Genomic DNA, 19,012 nt, shown 5'->3' on the forward strand with positions numbered 1-19,012 from the left:
TGACCCTGTGCCTGGCCAGAGTCGCTGGCTTATCTGAATTTCAGGCATCTCCCTCTCTGTTTAATCGTCAAAATCGCTCAGTTATTTTATGAACAGAGGTGTCTGAAATTTTTTATGCTGGAATATTAACAGGTTAGCGCTTCGCTTTGAGGTGCCATTTATTTTGGGAAAAGACCGATCGTTTTGACCTGCTATTTCTGCTCTTTTAGTCAGAGACGCCTTTAACTAAACTGGCGTATGGCTCATTAATCAGGAGATAACATATGGTGTATTATGACAAAAACGTCGGTCATATGATTCTTGGTGAAGCGGCAATTAATCTGGCTTTTACAGAGCAGGAAATCACGCTCGTTTCACTGATTCGCCAGCTGGGTGAAATGGCCGAGCATGAGCGCAGTGATGAACGCGTCGCCCAGATTGCCGATGCGCGAAACTGGCTCAAAAGTTTCACCGAAGCCGCATCGCGCGACCGCGCCGAACTTAACTGGCTGGTTGAGACCGGACAGGCACCGGTTTTCCTGAAAGATTACCGCTAGCTATGCTGCAGGCCAGGCTGTCGGGTGCAGGCAATCTGCGCTCGCCTGCTGCTTTTTCACCCTGCGCCGACTCCGCTCATCCTGTTTTTTTCCCCTGCCACTGTCAGCGCAGCCGTACTGAATAAAAAGCAGGCGATTTCTGCCGAAATAGCTGTACAACACAGACAATACTGTATAACTTTGTGCCTATTCGTTAGATGCTGAATTATTCGCCAGGAAATGACCCATGTACCCGAACCAGAGACTGCCACAAACGGCAGACGATATTGCCCGTTATTTTAATGCGGCAAGCCTGCCTTCACAGCAAGAGACGCTGGGACAGGTGGTGGTAGAAATTCTGAATGCCGGTCAGAACGTGAATCGCAAATCGATCTGCACCAAACTGCTGCGCCGCCTTGAAACAGCCTCTTCACAGGAAGAAGAGCGCCACTATCACGCGCTCATCAGCCTGCTGTTCGGCCGTTAATCGTCGGGGGCGTTTCAGCCCCCCGCGTGCCGGACATGCTCCGGGCGGAGTCACGTCACACAGCGGGCTCGCTGTTACCCCAGCACCTTCAATGCCAGTGCCAGCGTCTGCTGCTCATTGACCATATCGCCCACCTTGCCTGTCACCCGCATACCAAATGCAATGCAGAGAATCAGACCCGCTGCCGCTTCACTGTTCAGCGTGTTATCGATGGAGCCATCCCGTTGCCCCAGCTCCAGCAGTGAAACCAGGAAGCGCTGATTGCGCTGTATAACTTCATTGATGCGCTGCGCCAGCGCTTCATCCATTGTCTGCAACGCAATGGCACTGGCGACAACCAGACAGCCGCGCCGTCCCTCCGTCGCCCGCGCCGAATCCAGATAGAACTGTAACAGCTCGGTGATCTTCTCCCGCCCGCTCACGCAGGGGGCCAGACGACGGCGCAGATCGGCATTGCGCAGCAGCAGATAGCGCTCGAAGACCAGCAGAAACAGTGAGCGTTTATCTTTAAACGCCTTATAGATACTGCCTGCAGAGAGGTTCATCGCCTCACTCAGATCGCCGATGGAGGCTGCATGGTACCCCTTTTGCCGGAAAACGATCATCGCGTGATCCAGAGCCTGCTCGATATCGAACTCTCTGGGCCGTCCCCGCTCTCTGCTTTTTTGCGTTGTCGCTGTCGTGATCATTATTACCGGCCTGAAGAGGTGCATTTCGGTCAAATCAACCGGGGATTCTAGCGCAGGCAGCAGTGATAAGTACACTACGCGCATTAAGCGTCGCGCTAACGCAGCCTGCATCCTTTATCTGACGAGGAGCTGAACATTGTGCGGTGCCGGCTGGGATATGCCGCAGCCCCTTCACGCACCTGCCGCACGAACAATAAAAATAGCTTTCATATCATAAAGTTAAAAATAATCGGCATGGCGTAACTTGACCAGCATCGCTGATTGGCACTACTGTGTTTATATACAGCATCCGCAAAGATACCTTTATGCCCCTTTTCAGACCCGTGACATCTCAACCGCGCGCTCATGCCGGTGTCACTGCCCATGCTGGTTATCGGCTGGCCAGCCACTCCCTGATTAACAGTCCGCTAAACAGGGCCGATCGCTGATGTTCGCCCTGGTTGATGTCAACTCCTTCTACGCCTCATGCGAAACCGTTTTCAGGCCCGACCTGAGAGGCAAGCCCGTCTGCATCCTGAGTAATAATGATGGATGTATTATCTCCCGCTCGGCCGAGGCAAAGCAGTTGGGGATCAAAATGGGGGCACCCTATTTCAAAATCAAAGAGGATTTGCAGCGGCTCAACGTTCACGTTTTCAGTTCAAATTACACGCTTTACGCTGATATGAGTAACCGGATCATGACCACGCTGGAGGCGATCTCGCCAGCCGTTGAGATCTACTCCATTGATGAAGCGTTTGTCGACCTCACCGGCGTTCGCCACTGTCGCGTTCTGGAAGAAGTCGGGCACGAGATCCGCTCGCGCATCAAACAGGATACCCATCTTACTGTCGGTGTCGGCATTGCACAGACCAAAACTCTGGCCAAACTGGCGAATCACGCCGCAAAAAAATGGTCAAAAACCCGTGGTGTGGTTGACCTCTCAAATGTGGATCGCCAGAAAAAGCTGATGGCCCTGATCCCGGTTGAAGATGTCTGGGGTGTGGGAAGACGTCTCAGCAGGAAACTGAATGCCATGGGCATCATCACGGCAAAAGACTTATCGGAACAGAGTACCTGGGTTATTCGCAAACATTTCAACGTGGTGCTGGAGCGAACGGTCAGGGAGTTGCGCGGCGAACCCTGCCTGGAACTGGAGACCTTCTCGCCTGCGAAACAGCAGATCATCTGCTCACGCTCTTTTTCAGGACGCATCACAGCGTATGCTGATATGCGGGAAGCCGTGTGTAACTATGCCGTCAGAGCGGCGGAAAAACTGCGTGAGGAGCGGCAGTTCTGTCGGCAGGTCGCCGTGTTTATCCGCACCAGTCCGCATGCTGAAGGAGAGGGTTTTTATGGTAATCAGGCTATGGCGCAGTTACCTATCCCGACTAACGATACCCGCGACATTATACGCGTGGCCGCCGAAGCGCTGGATCGTATCTGGCTGGATGGCTGCCGCTATATGAAGGCAGGCGTTATGCTGGGGGACTTTTTTAATCAGGGCGTGACGCAACTTAATCTTTTCGATGAGTTTCAGCCCCGCCCTGGCAGTGAAGCGCTGATGCGCGTGGTCGATGGCATTAATCAGAGCGGAAAAGCGAAGTTATGGTTTGCCGGTCAGGGCGTCCAGAAGCCCTGGGCGATGAAGCGGGAAATGTTGTCACCCGCCTACACCACCCGTTATCAGGATCTCCCCGTGGCAAAATAACGTGCCATGCAGAGCGAGGGCTGATCCGACGCGGTGTCAGCCAGCAAAGCCCTGACCGTGTTTACAGCAGGCCGTGCTGCAAAAGGAAGCTCCACCAGGGAAGGCCGATGAGCATATGCAGGATAAAGGTTAACAGGGTAATCACCGTTCCCGTGATCCACCACGATTTAATGTCGTTGTAGCCCGCGGCAAAGATAATCGGGCCTGCCGCGCCGCCATAGTGCGTCAGGCTACCGCCATAGGAGTTAGAAAAGAGTATCGCCAGCGCAAGCAGGACGGGTGCCGCGCCGGTGACCAGTCCCACCGTGGCTAACACCGGCACCATCGCGGCCACATAGGCACCGCCTGAGGCGAACAGATAGCGTACCGCCAGGCTCAGCAGGACAATGATGATAATCGTGCTGTTATCCGGCCCCAGAAAGTTCAGGTGTGCCGACATCACCTCTGCCAGCCAGTGAAAAATCCCCTCTTTGCTGAGCGTCGTGCTGAGTCCGATAATGCCGCCGTACCAGATCAGGGTATTCCAGCCCCCCTTATTCTGCAGCACATCATTCCAGCTGATGATGTTAAAGATCAGGGCAGCCACCATCGCGATAACGGCAACCGCCGATTCGTTTAACCCCAGATGGCGGGAAAAGATCCATCCCAGCAGGGCGGCAATAAACACCACGATAAGCCCTTTCTCTTTCGGACTCATTGGCCCCAGCGCCTGCAGACCGGCCGTGGCGATGTGAACGTTGTCTAATTTTTTTAATTCCGGACGCACGATTTTATAGGTCAGGAAGGGGATCAGCGCCAGCATCAGCAGCCCCAGCGGCACGCCAGCCAGCGCCCAGCCACCCCAGCTAATCTGAATGTGAAAAATGTCAGAAATTAACTGGAGGGCTAAGGCATTGCCCGCGAAAGCGGTAAGAAACATGTAGCTGGTGGTTTTGGTGACCATATAAACATTCACCATCAGAAACCGCCCGGCTTTACGCGGCGTCTCGCCTGGCGTGGAGCCTAAGACCAGCGCGATGCTGTTGATGATGGGAAAGACGACCCCGCCGGCGCGGGCGGTGTTAGAGGGCGTCGCTGGTGCCAGAATGACGTCCAGCAGTGCGGTGACATAGCCGAGTCGCAATGTGGTCGAGCCAAATTTCAGGATAAACCCGTACGCCAGACGCCGGCCCAGTCCGGTGGTCACAAAGGCTGCACTCAATGTAAAGGCGCTGAACACCAGCCACGTCGTGCCGGAGGCATAGCCGCTCAGCACATCCAGCGATTTCACCGGAGAGTCGTCAAACCGGGCGATGGCAAGACAGGAGAGCGCCACGGCGACCAGCATGATGACCGGTTCAGGGTAAGGCTTGCTGATCAACCCGACAATCGCCGCGAGATAGATCCCGGCCAGTATCGCGGCCTCCCGGGTTAACCCTGTGGGCGGCGGCAAAACGAGGGGTAAGAGAAGGATAAAAATGAGCAACGCTATTTTTGTGGTTTTTGCGGTCAACATACACCTCCCTGTGTGCCGCACCCGGAACAACAGAAACGTCACACTCTGCCTCTGCTGTCTGCCCGGATGCGGCTCACGCTTAGATTAAACGCCACGGATTACAGGTTCTGCCCGGCAAACGTTTTAATCACCCTCTTTTCATCGTGCGCAGACCGATAGTGCGGTAACTGGTCGAAATTAAGATAGCGATACGTCTCGTCGCGATGCGGGTGAATCTTCTCCATCTGCCGAAGATACTGCTCCACCGTCGGCATTTTACCCATCATCGCCGCCACCGCGCTCAGTTCAGCCGACGCCAGAAAAACACGGGCATCCGTTCCCAGGCGATGCGGGAAGTTACGGGTCGAGGTTGAAACAGCATGGCTGCCCTGCCGCACCCGGGCCTGATTCCCCATACAGAGTGAACAGCCAGCAGGTTCGATTCGGGCACCCGCCTGAATAAACCGGTTAAAGTAGCCTTCGCGGGAGAGCTGCTGCGCATCCATTTTGGTTGGCGGCGCCAGCCAGAGCCTGGCAGGCAGATCCTTCACGTCCGACAGAAGTTTACCGACCGCACGAAAATGGCCAATATTGGTCATGCAGGAGCCAATGAACACCTCCTCAACTGGCGAACCGGCCACCTCTGACAACAGGCGGGCATCATCCGGATCATCCGGCGCACAGACAATTGGTTCGGTGATTTCTGTGAGGTCTATCTCGATTATGGCCGCATACTCAGCATCCTGGTCAGCCACCAGCAGCGACGGATTAGCCAGCCATGCTTCCATCTCTGTAATCCGTCGCGCCAGGGTCCCGGCGTGCTGATAGCCCTGCTCTATCATCCAGCGCAGCAGCGCAATATCCGAACGCAGAAACTCCGCCACATTCTCCTCTTCCAGACGCAACACACAGGCCGCCGCAGAGCGTTCAGCCGACGCATCCGCCAGTTCGAAAGCCTGTTCGGCTTTCAGGCTGCTCAGCCCTTCGATTTCCAGAATCCGGCCGGAGAAAATGTTGATCTTGTTTTTCTTCTCTACCGTCAGCAATCCCTGTCGGATGGCATAAAGCGGGATGGCGTGAACCAGGTCACGCAGGGTGATCCCTTTCTGCATGTCGCCGGTGAAACGCACCAGCACCGACTCCGGCATATCCAGCGGCATAATGCCGGTTGCTGCGGCAAAGGCGACCAGACCGGAGCCGCCCGGAAACGAGATCCCTAATGGGAAACGGGTGTGAGAGTCTGCGCCGGTGCCGACCGTATCGGGGATCAGCATGCGATTAAGCCAGGAGTGAATGATGCCATCGCCGGGTCTGAGCGCGACGCCATTCCGCAGGCTGATAAACTCTGGCAGTGTCTCATGCAGCTTCACATCAACCGGTTTAGGGTACGCCGACGTGTGACAGAACGATTGCATGAACAGGTCGGTGGAAAAGCGCAGGCAGGCGAGATCGGTCAGCTCATCGCGCGTCATGCCGCCGGTGGTATCCTGCGAACCGACCGTGGTGATTTTAGGTTCGCAATACTGGCCGGGCCGCACGCCCGCCACACCACAGGCTCTTCCCACTATTTTTTGCGCCAGGGTAAAACCTGCCGTGGACGGTGCGGGGGCTTCAGGCTGCCGGAAGAGGTCGGAAGGCGGCAGTCCCAGCCACTCCCGTGCTCTGGCCGTCAGGCTTCGGCCAATGATCAACGGAATACGCCCGCCCGCACGCACTTCGTCAGGCAGCACCGCCGTTTTCAGCGTGAATCGGGTGATCAGCTGCTGGCTGGCGTGGTCGCGCACTTCGCCCCGGTAAGGATAAAGGTCGATCAGCATGCCCGTCTTCAGGCCGGAGACGTCCATTTCGACAGGCAGTGCGCCCGAGTCCTCAAGCGTGTTGAAAAAGATGGGGGCAATTTTTCCGCCAAACACCACGCCGCCGTTGCGTTTATTGGGCACCCAGGGGATATCCCTGCCGATATGCCACAGAAGCGAATTGGTGGCCGATTTTCGCGACGAGCCGGTTCCCACCACATCCCCGACGTAGACCAGTGGATAGCCCTGCTGCTTCAGCGTCGCCAGCTGCGTCATCGGCCCCCGGCTGCCAGGCTCATCCGGCTCCACCCCCTCGCGCGGATGGCTCAGCATAGAGAGCGCATGCAGCGGAATATCGGGACGTGACCATGCCTCAGGCGCGGGAGACAGGTCATCTGTATTGGTTTCACCGGTGACACGGAAGACGTTGAGCGTCATCGTCTCCGGGAGTGCCGGGCGGCGTGTAAACCATTCGCCCCGCGCCCATGACTGCATCACCGCCTGTGCAGGGTGATTCCCCTGCTGCGCTTTTTCAGCCACATCGTTAAATTTTTCAAAAATAAGCAGGGTGTGACTCAGCTGTTGCGCCGCGCAGCTCGCCCATTGGGGGTCATCCAGCAGATCGATCAGTGGCTGAATATTGTATCCACCCTGCATGGTGCCCAGCAGTTCAATCGCCTGCTGAGGCGGAATGATGCCCGCCTGGTCACCGGTTTTAATCTGCTGATAAAGAAAATCCGCTTTAACGCTGGCGGCCGGATCGACGCCGGGCGGAACGCAATGGGCTAACCGCTCCAGGAGCCTGTTTTTATCGTCACCCTCTGCACATATCAGCGCATCAATTAACGCGCGGGTCTGCCCGGCATTAAGCGGCTCAGGAGGAAGATTTTTTAAAGCACGTTCCTGTACATGCTTACTGTAGCTGTCTGACATAGTTTCTCCGAAACAGACATCACCTGTCTGAATTGCGTGAAGTAAAGAGTGTGCGTCATTCTGCTTTTAATTATCGGTCTCAAGGCCTTCGCCAAATGCGGCCAGTTGCGCCAGGCCAAATTCCCACTCCCCAAAGCCGGCCGCGCTATTAATGTGCCCGGCGTCACCCAGATCGATAAGGTGTGCACCCCAGCATTCCGCCCAGAACCGGGCGCGTTTAAATGGCATGAGGGGATCGTTGTGGCTGACAAACATCACGCCGGGAACGGGCAGTTTTTCCGGCAGCACCTGCTCCTCCAGTCCGAACAGCGCGGGCTCTGCGGGCGCAACCAGCATGATGCCGGCCACGGGCAGCGTCTGCGTCTGAACCAGACGGCAGGCGGCGAGCGCGCCAAAACTGTGTCCGACCAGAATCGCCGGGCGCTGGCAACATAAGCGCTCCCGGCGTATCGCTGCGATCCAGCCATCAATATCGGGCGCCAGCCAGTTTCGCTGACGTATCCGTTTCCAGTGAGGAAAACGCCGATGCCAGCAGCTTTGCCAGTGACCTTCATCACTGTCGCGCACCCCCGGCACCAGAATCACCGTGAACCGCTCGCTCAGCTGGTGCAGCCGTTGCGTCATCATTCTTTTTTCCTCGCCCTGTTCATGCGGTTTCATGACGCCGGATAATGGGAAAGGAGCCACCCCACCGCCAGAAGATCTGCGCTGCCTCCCGGACTGATATTTTTCTGAATGAAGGCGTTATCCATATGTCTCAGCGCCTTTGTGAGCGTTTCACCGGAGAGATCCCTGATTTTCAGGAGCCGGGTGGCGTAGCGCCGGGCATAGTTCAGTCCCCGCATACCGCCCCGCGAAACCAGATTGGTGTCGGGATTGGCGGCGATTAAAGCCAGCAGCATCCTGAGCAGGGCCTCCTCTTCCGATCCCCCCGCACGCAGGACGTTTTCCCACTGCGGCAGACCATATCGCCTGACGGTGTCAAAGCCCTTCTCCGCCTCACCGCGTGCGCCGGTTAATCCGAATGCCTGAAAAATCTGTTCGCCTTTGGTTTTTGCCTGACCGGGGTTGCTGAGTTCGTTGCTGACCAGACCTGCGCACATCGCGCGGATTTCCCGACAGAGGCTGTGCTGGCTGAGCCTTATCGCGTTTTTAGCGAGCCGGCCTGCGGCAGCGCACAGTAGCCCCAGAGAGAAAATTCCGCCTTTATGGGTGTTGATGCCTCCCGTGGCCTTAAACATCGCCTGCTCACAGGCCAGCCCCGTGGGTCTGATTGCCCGTAACGTCTGGGAAGCGGGCAAACCAGCGGTGGCAACCCCCTGGGCATAAAAACGGGGAAACCAGGGTGAGACGGCGCGAATACTGGCCATAAAGTGCATGAAATTCATGTCGCTATGCGCCCCATTATTCCGGCGATCCACCAGCCCCGGCTTAGGGGTCAGCTTCACCTCTTTGACCATCGCCTCTGCGGCCAGCCAGGCAATATCCCCGGCGCGCTCAGGCTGAACGCTGACCGCTGAAATAGTCATAGGTTATCTCCTCAATTCTCTGCGCCAGTTCATCCTGGGCATGGCGGCGCATACGGGAGCAGACGTGGGCGGGTTCATGACAGAGAAAGCATCTGCGCATCGGCTGATGTATCGCACTGCGCTTGATCAGGCCCGCAGTGGGACAAAAGACATCAATGTCCCACAAACGCCCAAGAGGATGGTTATCCTCCAGATCGGCCATGACATGCTTGATCATCCAGGCGGGTGACGACACGGACCAGAACGCCTCCGGGCCGGTGACGGGAAAGGCCGCCTCCTGCCTGGCGATCCGCCATCGGTGCTGTTGCAGCCGCTGATTAATCGCCTCTTTCGCCTCAGCCATGACCTGCCGGGCAAGCGGGGTATCTTTGACCTCCCCCGGCCAGACGAGCGTGGCTGTAATCACTGGCTGCCCATACTGGCACAGCCACGCCTGCTGCCGACGCGCGCGCGCCTCTCTGGCGTTCAGCACATCGTCAAGCGCCAGACGCCTGCACGATGCCGGGGCCACAACACGGTTCACGCTTTCACCTGCCTGACCACGTCGATGACGCCGCCATCGCGATAGCGCACCACGCCGACGATGCGGGAGGTAAACGCAATGGGCTTTGGCTCGCCCGAGATGAGCAGCGCGCGCTGATAAAGCGTGTCGATATCGACCACCGGCAGACCCGCGGCCATCAGGCGGGCCTTCACCTCCTGTCGGGCGGGATTGACGGCAATCCCGTGATCGGTGACCAGAACATCGACGCTCTCTCCCGGTGTCACCCGTGTGGTCACCTGACGAACGACGGTCGGAATACGGCTGCGGATCAGCGGAGCCACCACGATGGTCAGATTCGCCGCGGCGGCCACGTCACAATGGCCGCCGGATGCCCCGCGCATCACGCCGTCGGAGCCGGTCAGCACGTTCACATTGAAATCCGTATCGATTTCCAGCGCGCTCAGGATGACAATATCGACACGATCGCAGCAGGCGGCTTTGGCGGAGGGGTTGGCATACACGCTGGTGGAGATTTCAACGTGATGCGGGTTTTTCGCCAGCGAGGCGCCGGCAACCCCATCAAAACTCTGCGTATCCAGCAGTGTTTTAATCAGTCCCTTTTCATGCAGATCCACAAGGGTGCCGGTAATGCCGCCCAGAGCAAAACTGGCCACAATGTTCTGTTTACGCATGCGTGATTCCAGGAAACGGGTGCAGGCTGTCGAGGCGGCACCCGAACCGGTTTGCAGCGAAAAGCCGTCGCGGAAATAGCCGGAGTGCTCAATCACGTCGGCAGCCGAGCGCGCAATCATCAGTTCACGCGGATTACTGGTGACGCGGGCAGCACCGACACTGATTTTTGCCGGATCGCCGACGCTGTCGATTCTGACAATGTAATCCACCTGATCCTGGGTCAGACTGGCGGGCATCAGGGGAAACGGCTCAATGCTTTCCGTCAGCAGCACCACCTTTCTGGCATATCTGGCATCCACCATCGCATACCCCAGCGAACCGCAGCGCGATGCACCGCCGCTGCCGCTGGCATTGCCATACTCGTCGCAGCAGGAGACCGCTAAAAAGGCGATATCGATGCTGATTTCCCCTTTCTCAATCAGATGAACCCGGCCGCCATGCGAGTGGATCTCTACCGGTTCCGCCATCAGCCCATGTGAAATCGCCTCGGCGAGTTCACCACGCATGCCGGAGGTGTAGATTTTGGTCACGACGCCCGCTTTAATGTGTTCGATCAGCGGCGCGTTGCAGGTCATTAACGAACTCGAGGCCAGCGTCAGCCCTCTGAGGCCTTTTTCGGCCAGCTTGTCCATGACGTAATTAATCACCTTATCCCCTTCACGAAAGGCGTGATGAAACGAGACGGTCATCCCATCACGCAGTTCGCAGCGTTCTAAAACGTCATCAATACTGTCGAAAAGTTTGCGCTGATATTTCTGCCGGAGATCGGCGAGGTGCGGGGTGTGGGTATGGGCACCGGTAAAGCGTTCATACTGATATGCGCTGCCGGAGAGGGCCTGGAGTGCTCGGGTTAAATGGCTCATCATTTCATCCTGTTAGTCGGGGCGGAAGGGCTACTGACGGACGCCGGAGGCGTTTTTACGGTCAAGGACGACGCGGGCATGGTTGATAATCGGCGCATCAATCATTTTTCCGTTCAGCGACACCACGCCCAGCCCCTGACGATCCCCCTCTTCTGCTGCAGCAATCACGCGCTCTGCGTAATCAACTTCTTCCTGCGTGGGCGCGTAGGCGTTGTGTACGATCTCAATCTGCCGGGGATTGATCAGCGACTTGCCGTTAAATCCCAGACGTTTAATCAGCTCCACCTCTTTTAAAAAACCCGCCTCATCATCAATGTCGGCATAGACCACATCAAACGCATCGATCCCTGCGCCACGCGCCGCATGCAATACCGCACAGCGCGCATAAAAAAGTTCGGCGCCGTCGCCCCGCTCCGTCTGCATATCCATCACGTAATCAAAGGCCGCCAGCGCGATGCCCATTAAACGCGGCGATGCTTTGGCGATAGCGACCGCATTAATCACGCCGACAGCCGATTCAATCGCTGCCATCAGTTTTGTTGATCCCACCGGACGGCCACATTCCGCCTCGATGCGGGCAATTTCACTTTCCAGCTGATCAATATCATCCGGCGTATCTGTTTTCGGTAAGCGAATAACATCCGCGCCGCCCCGAACCGCCGCTTCAACATCTTTCAGCCCAAAGGGGGTATTCAGCGGATTAATTCTGACCACCGTTTCGATCTCTTTATACATCGGGTGCTGTAAGGCATGAAAAACCAGCAGCCGCGCGCTGTCTTTCTCTTTTAATGAAACGGCATCTTCCAGATCAAACATGATTGAATCGGGGCGATAAATAAAAGCCGTGGAGAGCATGGCGGCACTTGAACCGGGTAAAAAAAGCATGCTGCGACGTAATTTTTTCATGATATTTTTTCCCACACGATATCGGTGCGATCTGCGCCACGCAATATTGCCGCCTGCAGTCTGGCGCGAATAACGCAATCCAGCGCCCCTTTATCTTCAATAACAATTTCCCCCTGGGTCACATTAAGTGCCGCCAGCGTTTCTTTCACCACGGCGGCAATCTGTTCGCCAAACTGTTTAAAAACTTCACTGCGGATCGTAATCTCCAGCCCCTCTTCACCGGGGCTGACTTTAACCACCAGGTCGCTGGATTCCAGCGTGCCGGCAATAGCCGCCTTAACTATTTTCATTTTATTTTCCTGAATACTGATTTATCAGACGTTCGCCAGGTCATAATCTGGCTGCGTAAAAGCGTGGTGTGACAGCCACCGGGTTAAAAAAGGCAGCGTCGTGGCGGGCACCATTCGTTTAACCGCATCCATATCCTTTCTTTTTAATGCCGCCCTTACCGCAGAAGCCGATATTGGCAGATTATTTTCATCCGTTATTCTGGCGATCTCAGTCACGTTAATGATGGCGTCTGCCATTATCGCCTCATCTTCGAGCCAGTTATGCATCGCATGGTTATAGTGCGCCGTAACTTTGCAAAAGGGTTCTGTTCCGACAAACCGCTGTGTGATATTTAACGCAGGCGCAATGTAGCGACGGAATAAGATGAGATCGATGGCAGCGAAGACGTCATTCACGATCTGCTTCTCTTTCAGAAAATAACCGGGAAAAGTCCCGCGCGAAATAATATAGCGCGAGCCGGGATGAACCGAGGCATTCGGAATATGCCGTGCCCCCGCCTGGACCATCGCGAAACGTTCCTGAAAGGAGAACGCCGATAAATCCTCTTCGACCACAAAAATATGCAGCCAGTCGCAGGAGTGTGCAGCCTGCTCAATGAGATAGCGATGTCCGGAGGTAAACGGATTGGCATTCATGACAATCGCGCCAACGTGATCGGCCTGAACCCGATGATGAGCACGTAGCTTTCTGCAGTAGTGATCGATGCCGACCGGCGTGTTCTCCATCAGCGTGGCGCGGTTATCCAGCGTCACCAGCGGATAGAATCCGCATCCCCGGAAGGCTTTCACCCTCTCTGGCGTAGTCAGGAGAAAGAGCTGATGCTCGCCATTCTGAATAGCCTGCACTTCCGCTTCATGAACGATCTTCAGCCCCAGTGCGGTTCCGCGCCAGCCGCTTTCCACCGCGACGCATTTTAAGGTATTGCCCGCGATGCCTGCACAGGCCACCAGATCCCGTTTGCAGCGCGCCACAACGAACTGCTCAATATCCTCATCCATGCCTAATCCATTCCCTGCCAGAAAAAGGCGGATCTCTTCCCGCAGCGTAACGTGGCGGGTGTCAACCGTTTCGAACGTCAGCGCCTGGTCGCTATACATCGGGTTACTCCTGAAAATACCGTTGAGGGTCACATTCCGTTGTCACTGGCAGAAACTACGACGCCAGCCGCTGATGCTGCGGATCGGACTCCACAATCGTGTTGGTCAGGTGCCCGACATTTTCAATAACCACGTCGACCTGGTCGCCTTCATACATAAAGAGGGGCGGCGTGCGCTTTTTGCCAACGCCACCGGGCGAGCCGGTAATAATGACGTCTCCGGCACTGAGTGAAGTGAAGGTGGTAATGTAGCTAATCAGGTCAGCAATTTTATGGATCATGCTGGCTGTGGAATCATTCTGTACCAGCCTGCCGTTCAGCCAGGTCTGAATTGACAAAGCATGCGGGTCCGGAATGGCATCCGCCGTCGTCATACAGGGGCCAAAGGCGCCGGTATGAGGCCAGTTTTTACCGGCGGTAAACCAGGCGTGCTGCCAGTCACGCACGGAGCCATCCATGTAGCAGCTGTAGCCGGCAACGTGCTGCATCGCCTCACTTACCGCGATATTGCTGCCCGGTTTGCCAATAATCACGGCCAGCTCCCCTTCGTAATCGAACTCGCTGGATAAGGCCGGTTTAACGACCGGCGTTCCATGCCCGGTCTGGGAGTCAGGAAACCGGATAAACAGGGTTGGCGCATCGCTGGTTTCAGCAAACTCCTGACGTTTTTCGGCGTAATTCATGCCGACACAAAAGATTTTTTCGGGTGTTTCAATGACAGGCAGGAAGGTAATCTCACTCACCCTGACGTCGGCAGGGTCATCCTGATATTGCCGGGCAACGTCGATGGCATCCTGCTGCAGTAAGGTTTTCAGATCAGGCCAGGTATGACCGATTCTTTTACCCAGGTCGATAATGCCGTTCTCGGTAAAGATGCCGTAGCTTTTACGGCCGTGATGACTGTAGCTGGTTAGTTTCATAGTAGAGCCTGCTTCTTCTGTTCACATCTGTCCGGGTTCACGCCGCCAGAGACGGCGTGAAGGTGTTTACGGGGTTATTTCACGGGCGTGGCGGGCACCAGCTTTTTTTGTTCCCCACCCGCCAGCGACGTGGCCACTACGGCAGCCACGACCAGCAGGGCGATAATGAAAGCGGTCATTCCGTGCCAGCCGGTGCCATGGAAGACAAAGCCGTTGACGAAGCCAATCACTGAGCCGCCCATGTAGTAGAAGAAAAGATAGAGTGCGACCGCCTGCCCCCGCGCATGGGTGGCATTTTTGCTGACCCAGCGCAGACCAATTGCATGACAGCCAAAGAAACAGCCCGTGAAAATAACCGCCCCGACGATAAAGATGGCCACGTTATTCACCAGCGTCAGCAGCATGCCCAGCGCCATCATGGCGAAGAGCATTCTGAGTACCGTCATGCTGCCATATTTTTCGGCAAACCGGCCCGCCTGCGGTGCAGTAAAGAAACTCAGGGCAAAGCTGAAGGAGATCAGACCCGCATTGGCTGGCGTAATATTGAAGGGTTCGCCCTTCAGGAAAAAAGCCAGATAGTTATAGAGTGAGGTAAAGACACCAAAAATAATAAAACTGAGAATAAACACCCGAGAGAGATTTTTATTTTTAAAGTGTGCCGCCGCGCCCTTCACCACACACAATACATTCAGATTTTCAGTCGGCTTAAAATTGCGTGAGGCGGGCAACAGGAAATTAACCAGGATCGCCACGACGATGAGGCTGGCGGCAAATCCATAGAAGATGGTGTTTATAGAAATATGTTCAATCAGCTGACTGGCAATAATACGCCCGGACATGCCACCCATGGAGTTGCCAAACACAAAGTAACCGGTGACAACGCCAGCCACCACCGGCGCCACTTCTTCACTGATATAGGCGGTTGCCGCCGCCGCAATACCACTGAGTGCCAGTCCGATAACGGCGCGCAGAGCAACCAGCAGCGCCCACGATTGCGCCAGCGGGCAGAGAAGCGTCAATATCCCCCCTGCCAGCAGCGAAACGATGATTAATCGCTTTCTGCCATAATGGTCGGATAACGTTCCGGTAAATAACAGACCGAACGCCAGTAAAGCGGTCTCGGCGGAGAGAATAATACTCACCTGACTGACAGGAACGTCATATTCCACCGCCAGAACCGGCAGCAGTGGCTGAATAAAGAACAGCGAGGCTAATTCTGCCAGCCCGGATAAAGCCAGGGCCAGAATGATGCGAAGATAAGCACCAGTTTTGACCTCACTCATGGGGTCTGCTTTTTTATCGGTCGTTATAGTCATAACATCCTCAATATTATTTTCAGGGTACAGAAAGCGATAGCTCGCCTGCGCGGCTATTATTTTTATCAGAGGTCAGTAATTAAATAACTGCTGGAATGACAGCATCCGGCACACAGACAACGCCCTCGAAAAGTTTGCGGCATGTCCGGATAACCGCGGCCCGCGTTTTTTCTATTTCATGACTGTCATTGGTTAATGAAACGGAAATTTTCCCGCCGGGATGTTCAATATCGATAATATTGGTGTATGGCGTCTTTGGCTGTCCGGCAATCACGCGGTGAGCGACAGAGTTTTCAATGCGCGTTGCGGTTGAAATGCCGATCGACCCGGTAATCGCCAGCGAGCGGTGGCAGGCATGCGGCATAAAGTAACGAACGCTAATCGTCCCTCCCGCCTGGGGTTTGCTCAGCAGAACAGGTTTAGGGATCACTTTGTCAGCGACGTCACCCAGCCCCATTGCCCGGCCAGCCTGACGACGAAGATGCTCCAGGCGCGCCATAAATGCGCGGTCCGCTTCCAGCTCCGCCGGTTTTTCATAGCCCGTTTTTCCCAGCTGAGCCGCATCAATGAGCATCATCGGCATGGCCATATCGATACAGGTCACCTCGACCTCATCGATACGATCGATAACGTTACCGGTAGGCAGTAATTTACCGGTCTTACAGCCAGCCGAATTCAGAAAGGTCAGTCCCAGAGGCGCTGCGGTGCCGGGAACCCCGTCGATGTGTGTGTCGCCTTCATAAGTGACACGCCCGTCAGGCGTCTGCACCTCTGCGTCGACCAGAGTGCCGGTGTTGAGGTTACGAATTCGCACGGTGGTGACGGGACAGGTGGCGCTGACAAGCCCTTTTTCAATCGCAAAAGGCCCGACAGCACAAAGCATATTGCCGCAGTTAGGCGTGGTATCGACCCGTCGCTCGTTGACCATCACCTGAACGAAAAGATAATCGACATCGGCATCCGGGTGCTGTGACGGGCTGACAATCGCCACCTTGCTCGTCTGGGGACTTCCGCCACCAATACCATCAATTTCGAGCTCATGGCCTGCGCCCATCAGCCCCAGCAGCACAGCGTCACGCTCTTCAACATTGGCCGGTAAATCGCTGGCCAGAATCACCGGCCCTTTCGACGTCCCGCCCCGCATCAGTACGCAAGGAATCTTTAGCATGATGTTTTCTCATTTCTGATAGTGATAAGAACCGCATCAAAATTCCACAGCGCCATCGATAACTCTAATGTCAATATTCGCGTCATTAATACGCTTTGCGCATAGATACCCACTGAGTTAGTGTGGTTAAACCTTCATCACAATAAGGCGTGAACGGTCATGCAGCATGAGCTTCAGGGAATACAAGCATTTGTTAAAATTGCAGAAATTGGATGTTTCACAAGAGCCTCGCACTTTCTTCACATTTCACAACCTGCGTTAACACGCAGAATTAAGAAACTGGAGGAGAACCTGGGAACAACGCTATTTGAACGGACGACAAGAAATATCAGGCTTACGGCGGTTGGCAGAGAGTTTTTACCTAAAGCGAAGAATTTAATCGACTTCTATGAAAGCTCGATTCTCAGTATTAAGGAGATGGCGACACATCAGAGCGGAGTGATTACCCTCTCCTGCTTGCCTACGGCGGCGTTCTACTTTCTGCCCTCCGCTATCAGAGATTTTAACAATCTCTATCCCAACATTCGTATCCGGATTCTCGAACACAGTGCCAGCGACTGCCTCGAAGCCGTCTTAAATGGCGACGCAGATTTCGGCATAAATATGATAAACATCACACATCCCAACATCGATTTTAGCCCGCTCGTCAATGAACCCTTTGTTCTCGCCTGTCGGCGCGATCACCCGCTGGCGCAAAAACCGCTGGTGACGTGGGAAGATTTGGCGGGTTCAAGACTGATTGGTGTGCGGCGCTCAAGCGGTAACCGATCGCTGATCGACCAGGCGCTGGAGGGCGGAACCTTTAAACCCGACTGGTTTTACGAGGTCAGACATCTCTCAACGTCACTCGGTATGGTGGAGGCGGGCCTGGGTGTCGCGGTGGTGCCGAACCTGGCGATGCCCATGGATGAACACCCTGTTCTTGTCAGCCGTCCGCTGGTTGAACCGGTGATCCGACGCACGCTGGGCCTGGTTCAGCGCAGAGAGACGGGACTCAGTCCGGCGGCGGAAAAGTTCCGGGAACGGCTGTCACAGCTCTGGTCTCAGGAAACCCATAACCCCTGGATTGGTCAATTCACGACATGAATGTCGCCCTCGCCTGTGACGCGCGTGCCGTGGTGCTTGCCAGGCTAGTGCAGGCGCGGAGAGTCCGGCTGAAGCGGGCTCTCCGCGCCTGTCTCATTGCATCAGCGCACCGATGCTTTCTGCCGGATAGCGGCATTCAGTCAGGCCAGCGCAAACATGCTCAGTGCGTCGATTTAATCACAAAGGTGACGACGCCAAACACTTCCAGCACATCTTCAGTCTGGATGGCGATGGGCTTAAATTTGGTGTTCATCGGCATCAGTTGCAGGCAGGGATGAAGCTGCAGGCGTTTCACGGTAAATTCCCCGTCGACGGCGGCTACCACGATGTCCCCATGCCCGGCGGTGAGAGAGCTGTCGACCACCAGCATGTCACCATCATTGATGCCCGCCTCTATCATCGATTCGCCGCTGACCCGGACAAAATAGGTGGCGCTGGGGTGCTGTACCATCAGGGTATTCAGATCGATACGCTGTTCAACATAGTCCTGCGCCGGGGAGGGAAATCCGCACGGGACACGTTCGATATAGAGCGGCAAGGCCATTGCGGCGCGTATGTCCGCAGGTTTGATAAATTCCATCATTGTTCTCCTCTTCCGGATTACTGTATATAAATACAGTAATATCGAATCCCCCTTTTAATCAAGCGAAACGAGGTGTTTTTAAGTAAAGCGCCTGACAACCACACACTTTTTTTAATCTTTCTTTCTGGCTGCCGCGATATTAAGCGAAATCAGATGATTTTCTCCGCAGCGATAAAATAACGCTGAGAGCGACTTACATTCATTCTTCTTATAAATTCACCCGCTGACTTTTTAACTTAAGCACAATCGGATCACGCCCGGCGGCCATTTAAACAGGCAACGCAGCCTGATTATTCCGCTTTTTTAAACGGCAACGCGCGACAGCCTTAATGCGGTGACGCTGGCTGAAGGACATTTATCGCAGGCAGAAAAAGAGAATGTTCAGCCACGTGCGCTGAATCATTCCGGGAATGAAAAGAGGTCAGATAAGAGAGTGATCGTGCGCAAAAAACAAGAAGAGCGGAGCGGTCGGGAGAAAGGAAATAAGCAGCGC

General features: G+C 55.3%; 18 protein-coding genes. 4 read left to right on the forward strand and 14 right to left on the reverse strand.

From position 1 onward, the window contains the following. Window positions 1-263: 263 nt before the first annotated feature. Both S7A_RS10405 and ycgZ read left to right on the forward strand, forming a co-directional pair. A complete protein-coding gene (locus S7A_RS10405; protein ID WP_009090376.1) occupies window positions 264-536 on the forward strand; it encodes a hypothetical protein in 273 nt (90 codons plus the stop codon). A gap of 226 nt (window positions 537-762) precedes the next feature. Next, entirely contained in the window at window positions 763-1,002 is a 240-nt protein-coding gene (gene ycgZ / locus S7A_RS10410) for a regulatory protein YcgZ (RefSeq protein WP_009090377.1), read from the forward strand. A 74-nt stretch (window positions 1,003-1,076) separates the two neighbouring features. Here ycgZ and S7A_RS10415 read toward each other — a convergent pair whose 3' ends face one another. Next, entirely contained in the window at window positions 1,077-1,691 is a 615-nt protein-coding gene (locus S7A_RS10415; protein ID WP_033736262.1) for a TetR/AcrR family transcriptional regulator, read from the reverse strand. 427 nt (window positions 1,692-2,118) lie between these two features. Between S7A_RS10415 and umuC the strand changes: the two genes are divergently transcribed. Then, the gene (gene umuC / locus S7A_RS10420) at window positions 2,119-3,381 is read left to right on the forward strand and encodes a translesion error-prone DNA polymerase V subunit UmuC (protein ID WP_009090382.1); all 1,263 of its coding nucleotides are present in this window, start codon (window positions 2,119-2,121) and stop codon (window positions 3,379-3,381) included. Between the two features lie 61 nt (window positions 3,382-3,442). Here the strand turns inward: umuC and S7A_RS10425 are convergent, their stop codons facing one another. From S7A_RS10425 to S7A_RS10480, 12 genes are all read right to left on the reverse strand, one after another. Further along, a complete protein-coding gene (locus tag S7A_RS10425) occupies window positions 3,443-4,876 on the reverse strand; it encodes an anion permease (protein WP_009090384.1) in 1,434 nt (477 codons plus the stop codon). Window positions 4,877-4,974: 98 nt separating this feature from the next. Further along, window positions 4,975-7,584 (reverse strand): bifunctional aconitate hydratase 2/2-methylisocitrate dehydratase, encoded by a 2,610-nt coding sequence (gene acnB / locus S7A_RS10430; RefSeq protein ID WP_009090385.1) that lies wholly within the window; start codon window positions 7,582-7,584, stop codon window positions 4,975-4,977. Between the two features lie 66 nt (window positions 7,585-7,650). Continuing rightward, window positions 7,651-8,211 (reverse strand): alpha/beta hydrolase, encoded by a 561-nt coding sequence (locus S7A_RS10435; RefSeq protein WP_009090392.1) that lies wholly within the window; start codon window positions 8,209-8,211, stop codon window positions 7,651-7,653. A gap of 29 nt (window positions 8,212-8,240) precedes the next feature. Further along, window positions 8,241-9,113 carry a triphosphoribosyl-dephospho-CoA synthase CitG gene (gene citG / locus S7A_RS10440; RefSeq protein WP_009090394.1) on the reverse strand — a complete coding sequence of 291 codons (873 nt, stop codon included), beginning with the start codon at window positions 9,111-9,113 and terminating at the stop codon, window positions 8,241-8,243. Then, on the reverse strand, window positions 9,082-9,636 hold the full coding sequence (gene citX / locus S7A_RS10445; RefSeq protein WP_009090396.1) for a citrate lyase holo-[acyl-carrier protein] synthase: 555 nt from the start codon (window positions 9,634-9,636) through the stop codon (window positions 9,082-9,084). Before citX ends, citG begins: the two co-directional genes overlap by 32 nt. Next, window positions 9,633-11,153, reverse strand: coding sequence for a citrate lyase subunit alpha (citF, locus tag S7A_RS10450; RefSeq protein WP_009090398.1), 1,521 nt, complete (start codon window positions 11,151-11,153; stop codon window positions 9,633-9,635). Before citF ends, citX begins: the two co-directional genes overlap by 4 nt. Before the next feature lie 30 nt (window positions 11,154-11,183). Continuing rightward, window positions 11,184-12,059: a citrate (pro-3S)-lyase subunit beta gene (gene citE, locus S7A_RS10455; RefSeq protein WP_009090399.1), complete on the reverse strand. Its 876-nt coding sequence runs from the start codon at window positions 12,057-12,059 to the stop codon at window positions 11,184-11,186. After that, the gene (citD, locus tag S7A_RS10460) at window positions 12,056-12,349 is read right to left on the reverse strand and encodes a citrate lyase acyl carrier protein (RefSeq protein ID WP_009090400.1); all 294 of its coding nucleotides are present in this window, start codon (window positions 12,347-12,349) and stop codon (window positions 12,056-12,058) included. Before citD ends, citE begins: the two co-directional genes overlap by 4 nt. Window positions 12,350-12,373: 24 nt before the next feature. After that, entirely contained in the window at window positions 12,374-13,447 is a 1,074-nt protein-coding gene (gene citC, locus S7A_RS10465) for a [citrate (pro-3S)-lyase] ligase (RefSeq protein WP_009090402.1), read from the reverse strand. A 55-nt stretch (window positions 13,448-13,502) separates the two neighbouring features. Next, window positions 13,503-14,366: a fumarylacetoacetate hydrolase family protein gene (locus tag S7A_RS10470; RefSeq protein WP_009090405.1), complete on the reverse strand. Its 864-nt coding sequence runs from the start codon at window positions 14,364-14,366 to the stop codon at window positions 13,503-13,505. A gap of 74 nt (window positions 14,367-14,440) precedes the next feature. Next, complete coding sequence (locus S7A_RS10475) at window positions 14,441-15,682, reverse strand: MFS transporter (protein WP_009090407.1); 1,242 nt, start codon at window positions 15,680-15,682, stop codon at window positions 14,441-14,443. A 79-nt stretch (window positions 15,683-15,761) separates the two neighbouring features. Next, on the reverse strand, window positions 15,762-16,850 hold the full coding sequence (locus S7A_RS10480; protein WP_033736263.1) for a 4-oxalomesaconate tautomerase: 1,089 nt from the start codon (window positions 16,848-16,850) through the stop codon (window positions 15,762-15,764). Between the two features lie 159 nt (window positions 16,851-17,009). On the opposite strand from S7A_RS10480, the gene S7A_RS10485 reads away from it, so the two are divergent. Then, complete coding sequence (locus tag S7A_RS10485; protein ID WP_033736264.1) at window positions 17,010-17,936, forward strand: LysR family transcriptional regulator; 927 nt, start codon at window positions 17,010-17,012, stop codon at window positions 17,934-17,936. 160 nt (window positions 17,937-18,096) lie between these two features. Here S7A_RS10485 and umuD read toward each other — a convergent pair whose 3' ends face one another. Then, window positions 18,097-18,516, reverse strand: a complete 420-nt coding sequence (umuD, locus tag S7A_RS10490; protein ID WP_009090412.1) for a translesion error-prone DNA polymerase V autoproteolytic subunit — start codon at window positions 18,514-18,516, stop codon at window positions 18,097-18,099. Window positions 18,517-19,012: the final 496 nt, after the last annotated feature.

Origin of the sequence: Pantoea sp. Sc1 (assembly GCF_000255315.1) — a bacterium.
Classification (GTDB): Bacteria; Pseudomonadota; Gammaproteobacteria; order Enterobacterales; family Enterobacteriaceae; genus Pantoea; species Pantoea anthophila.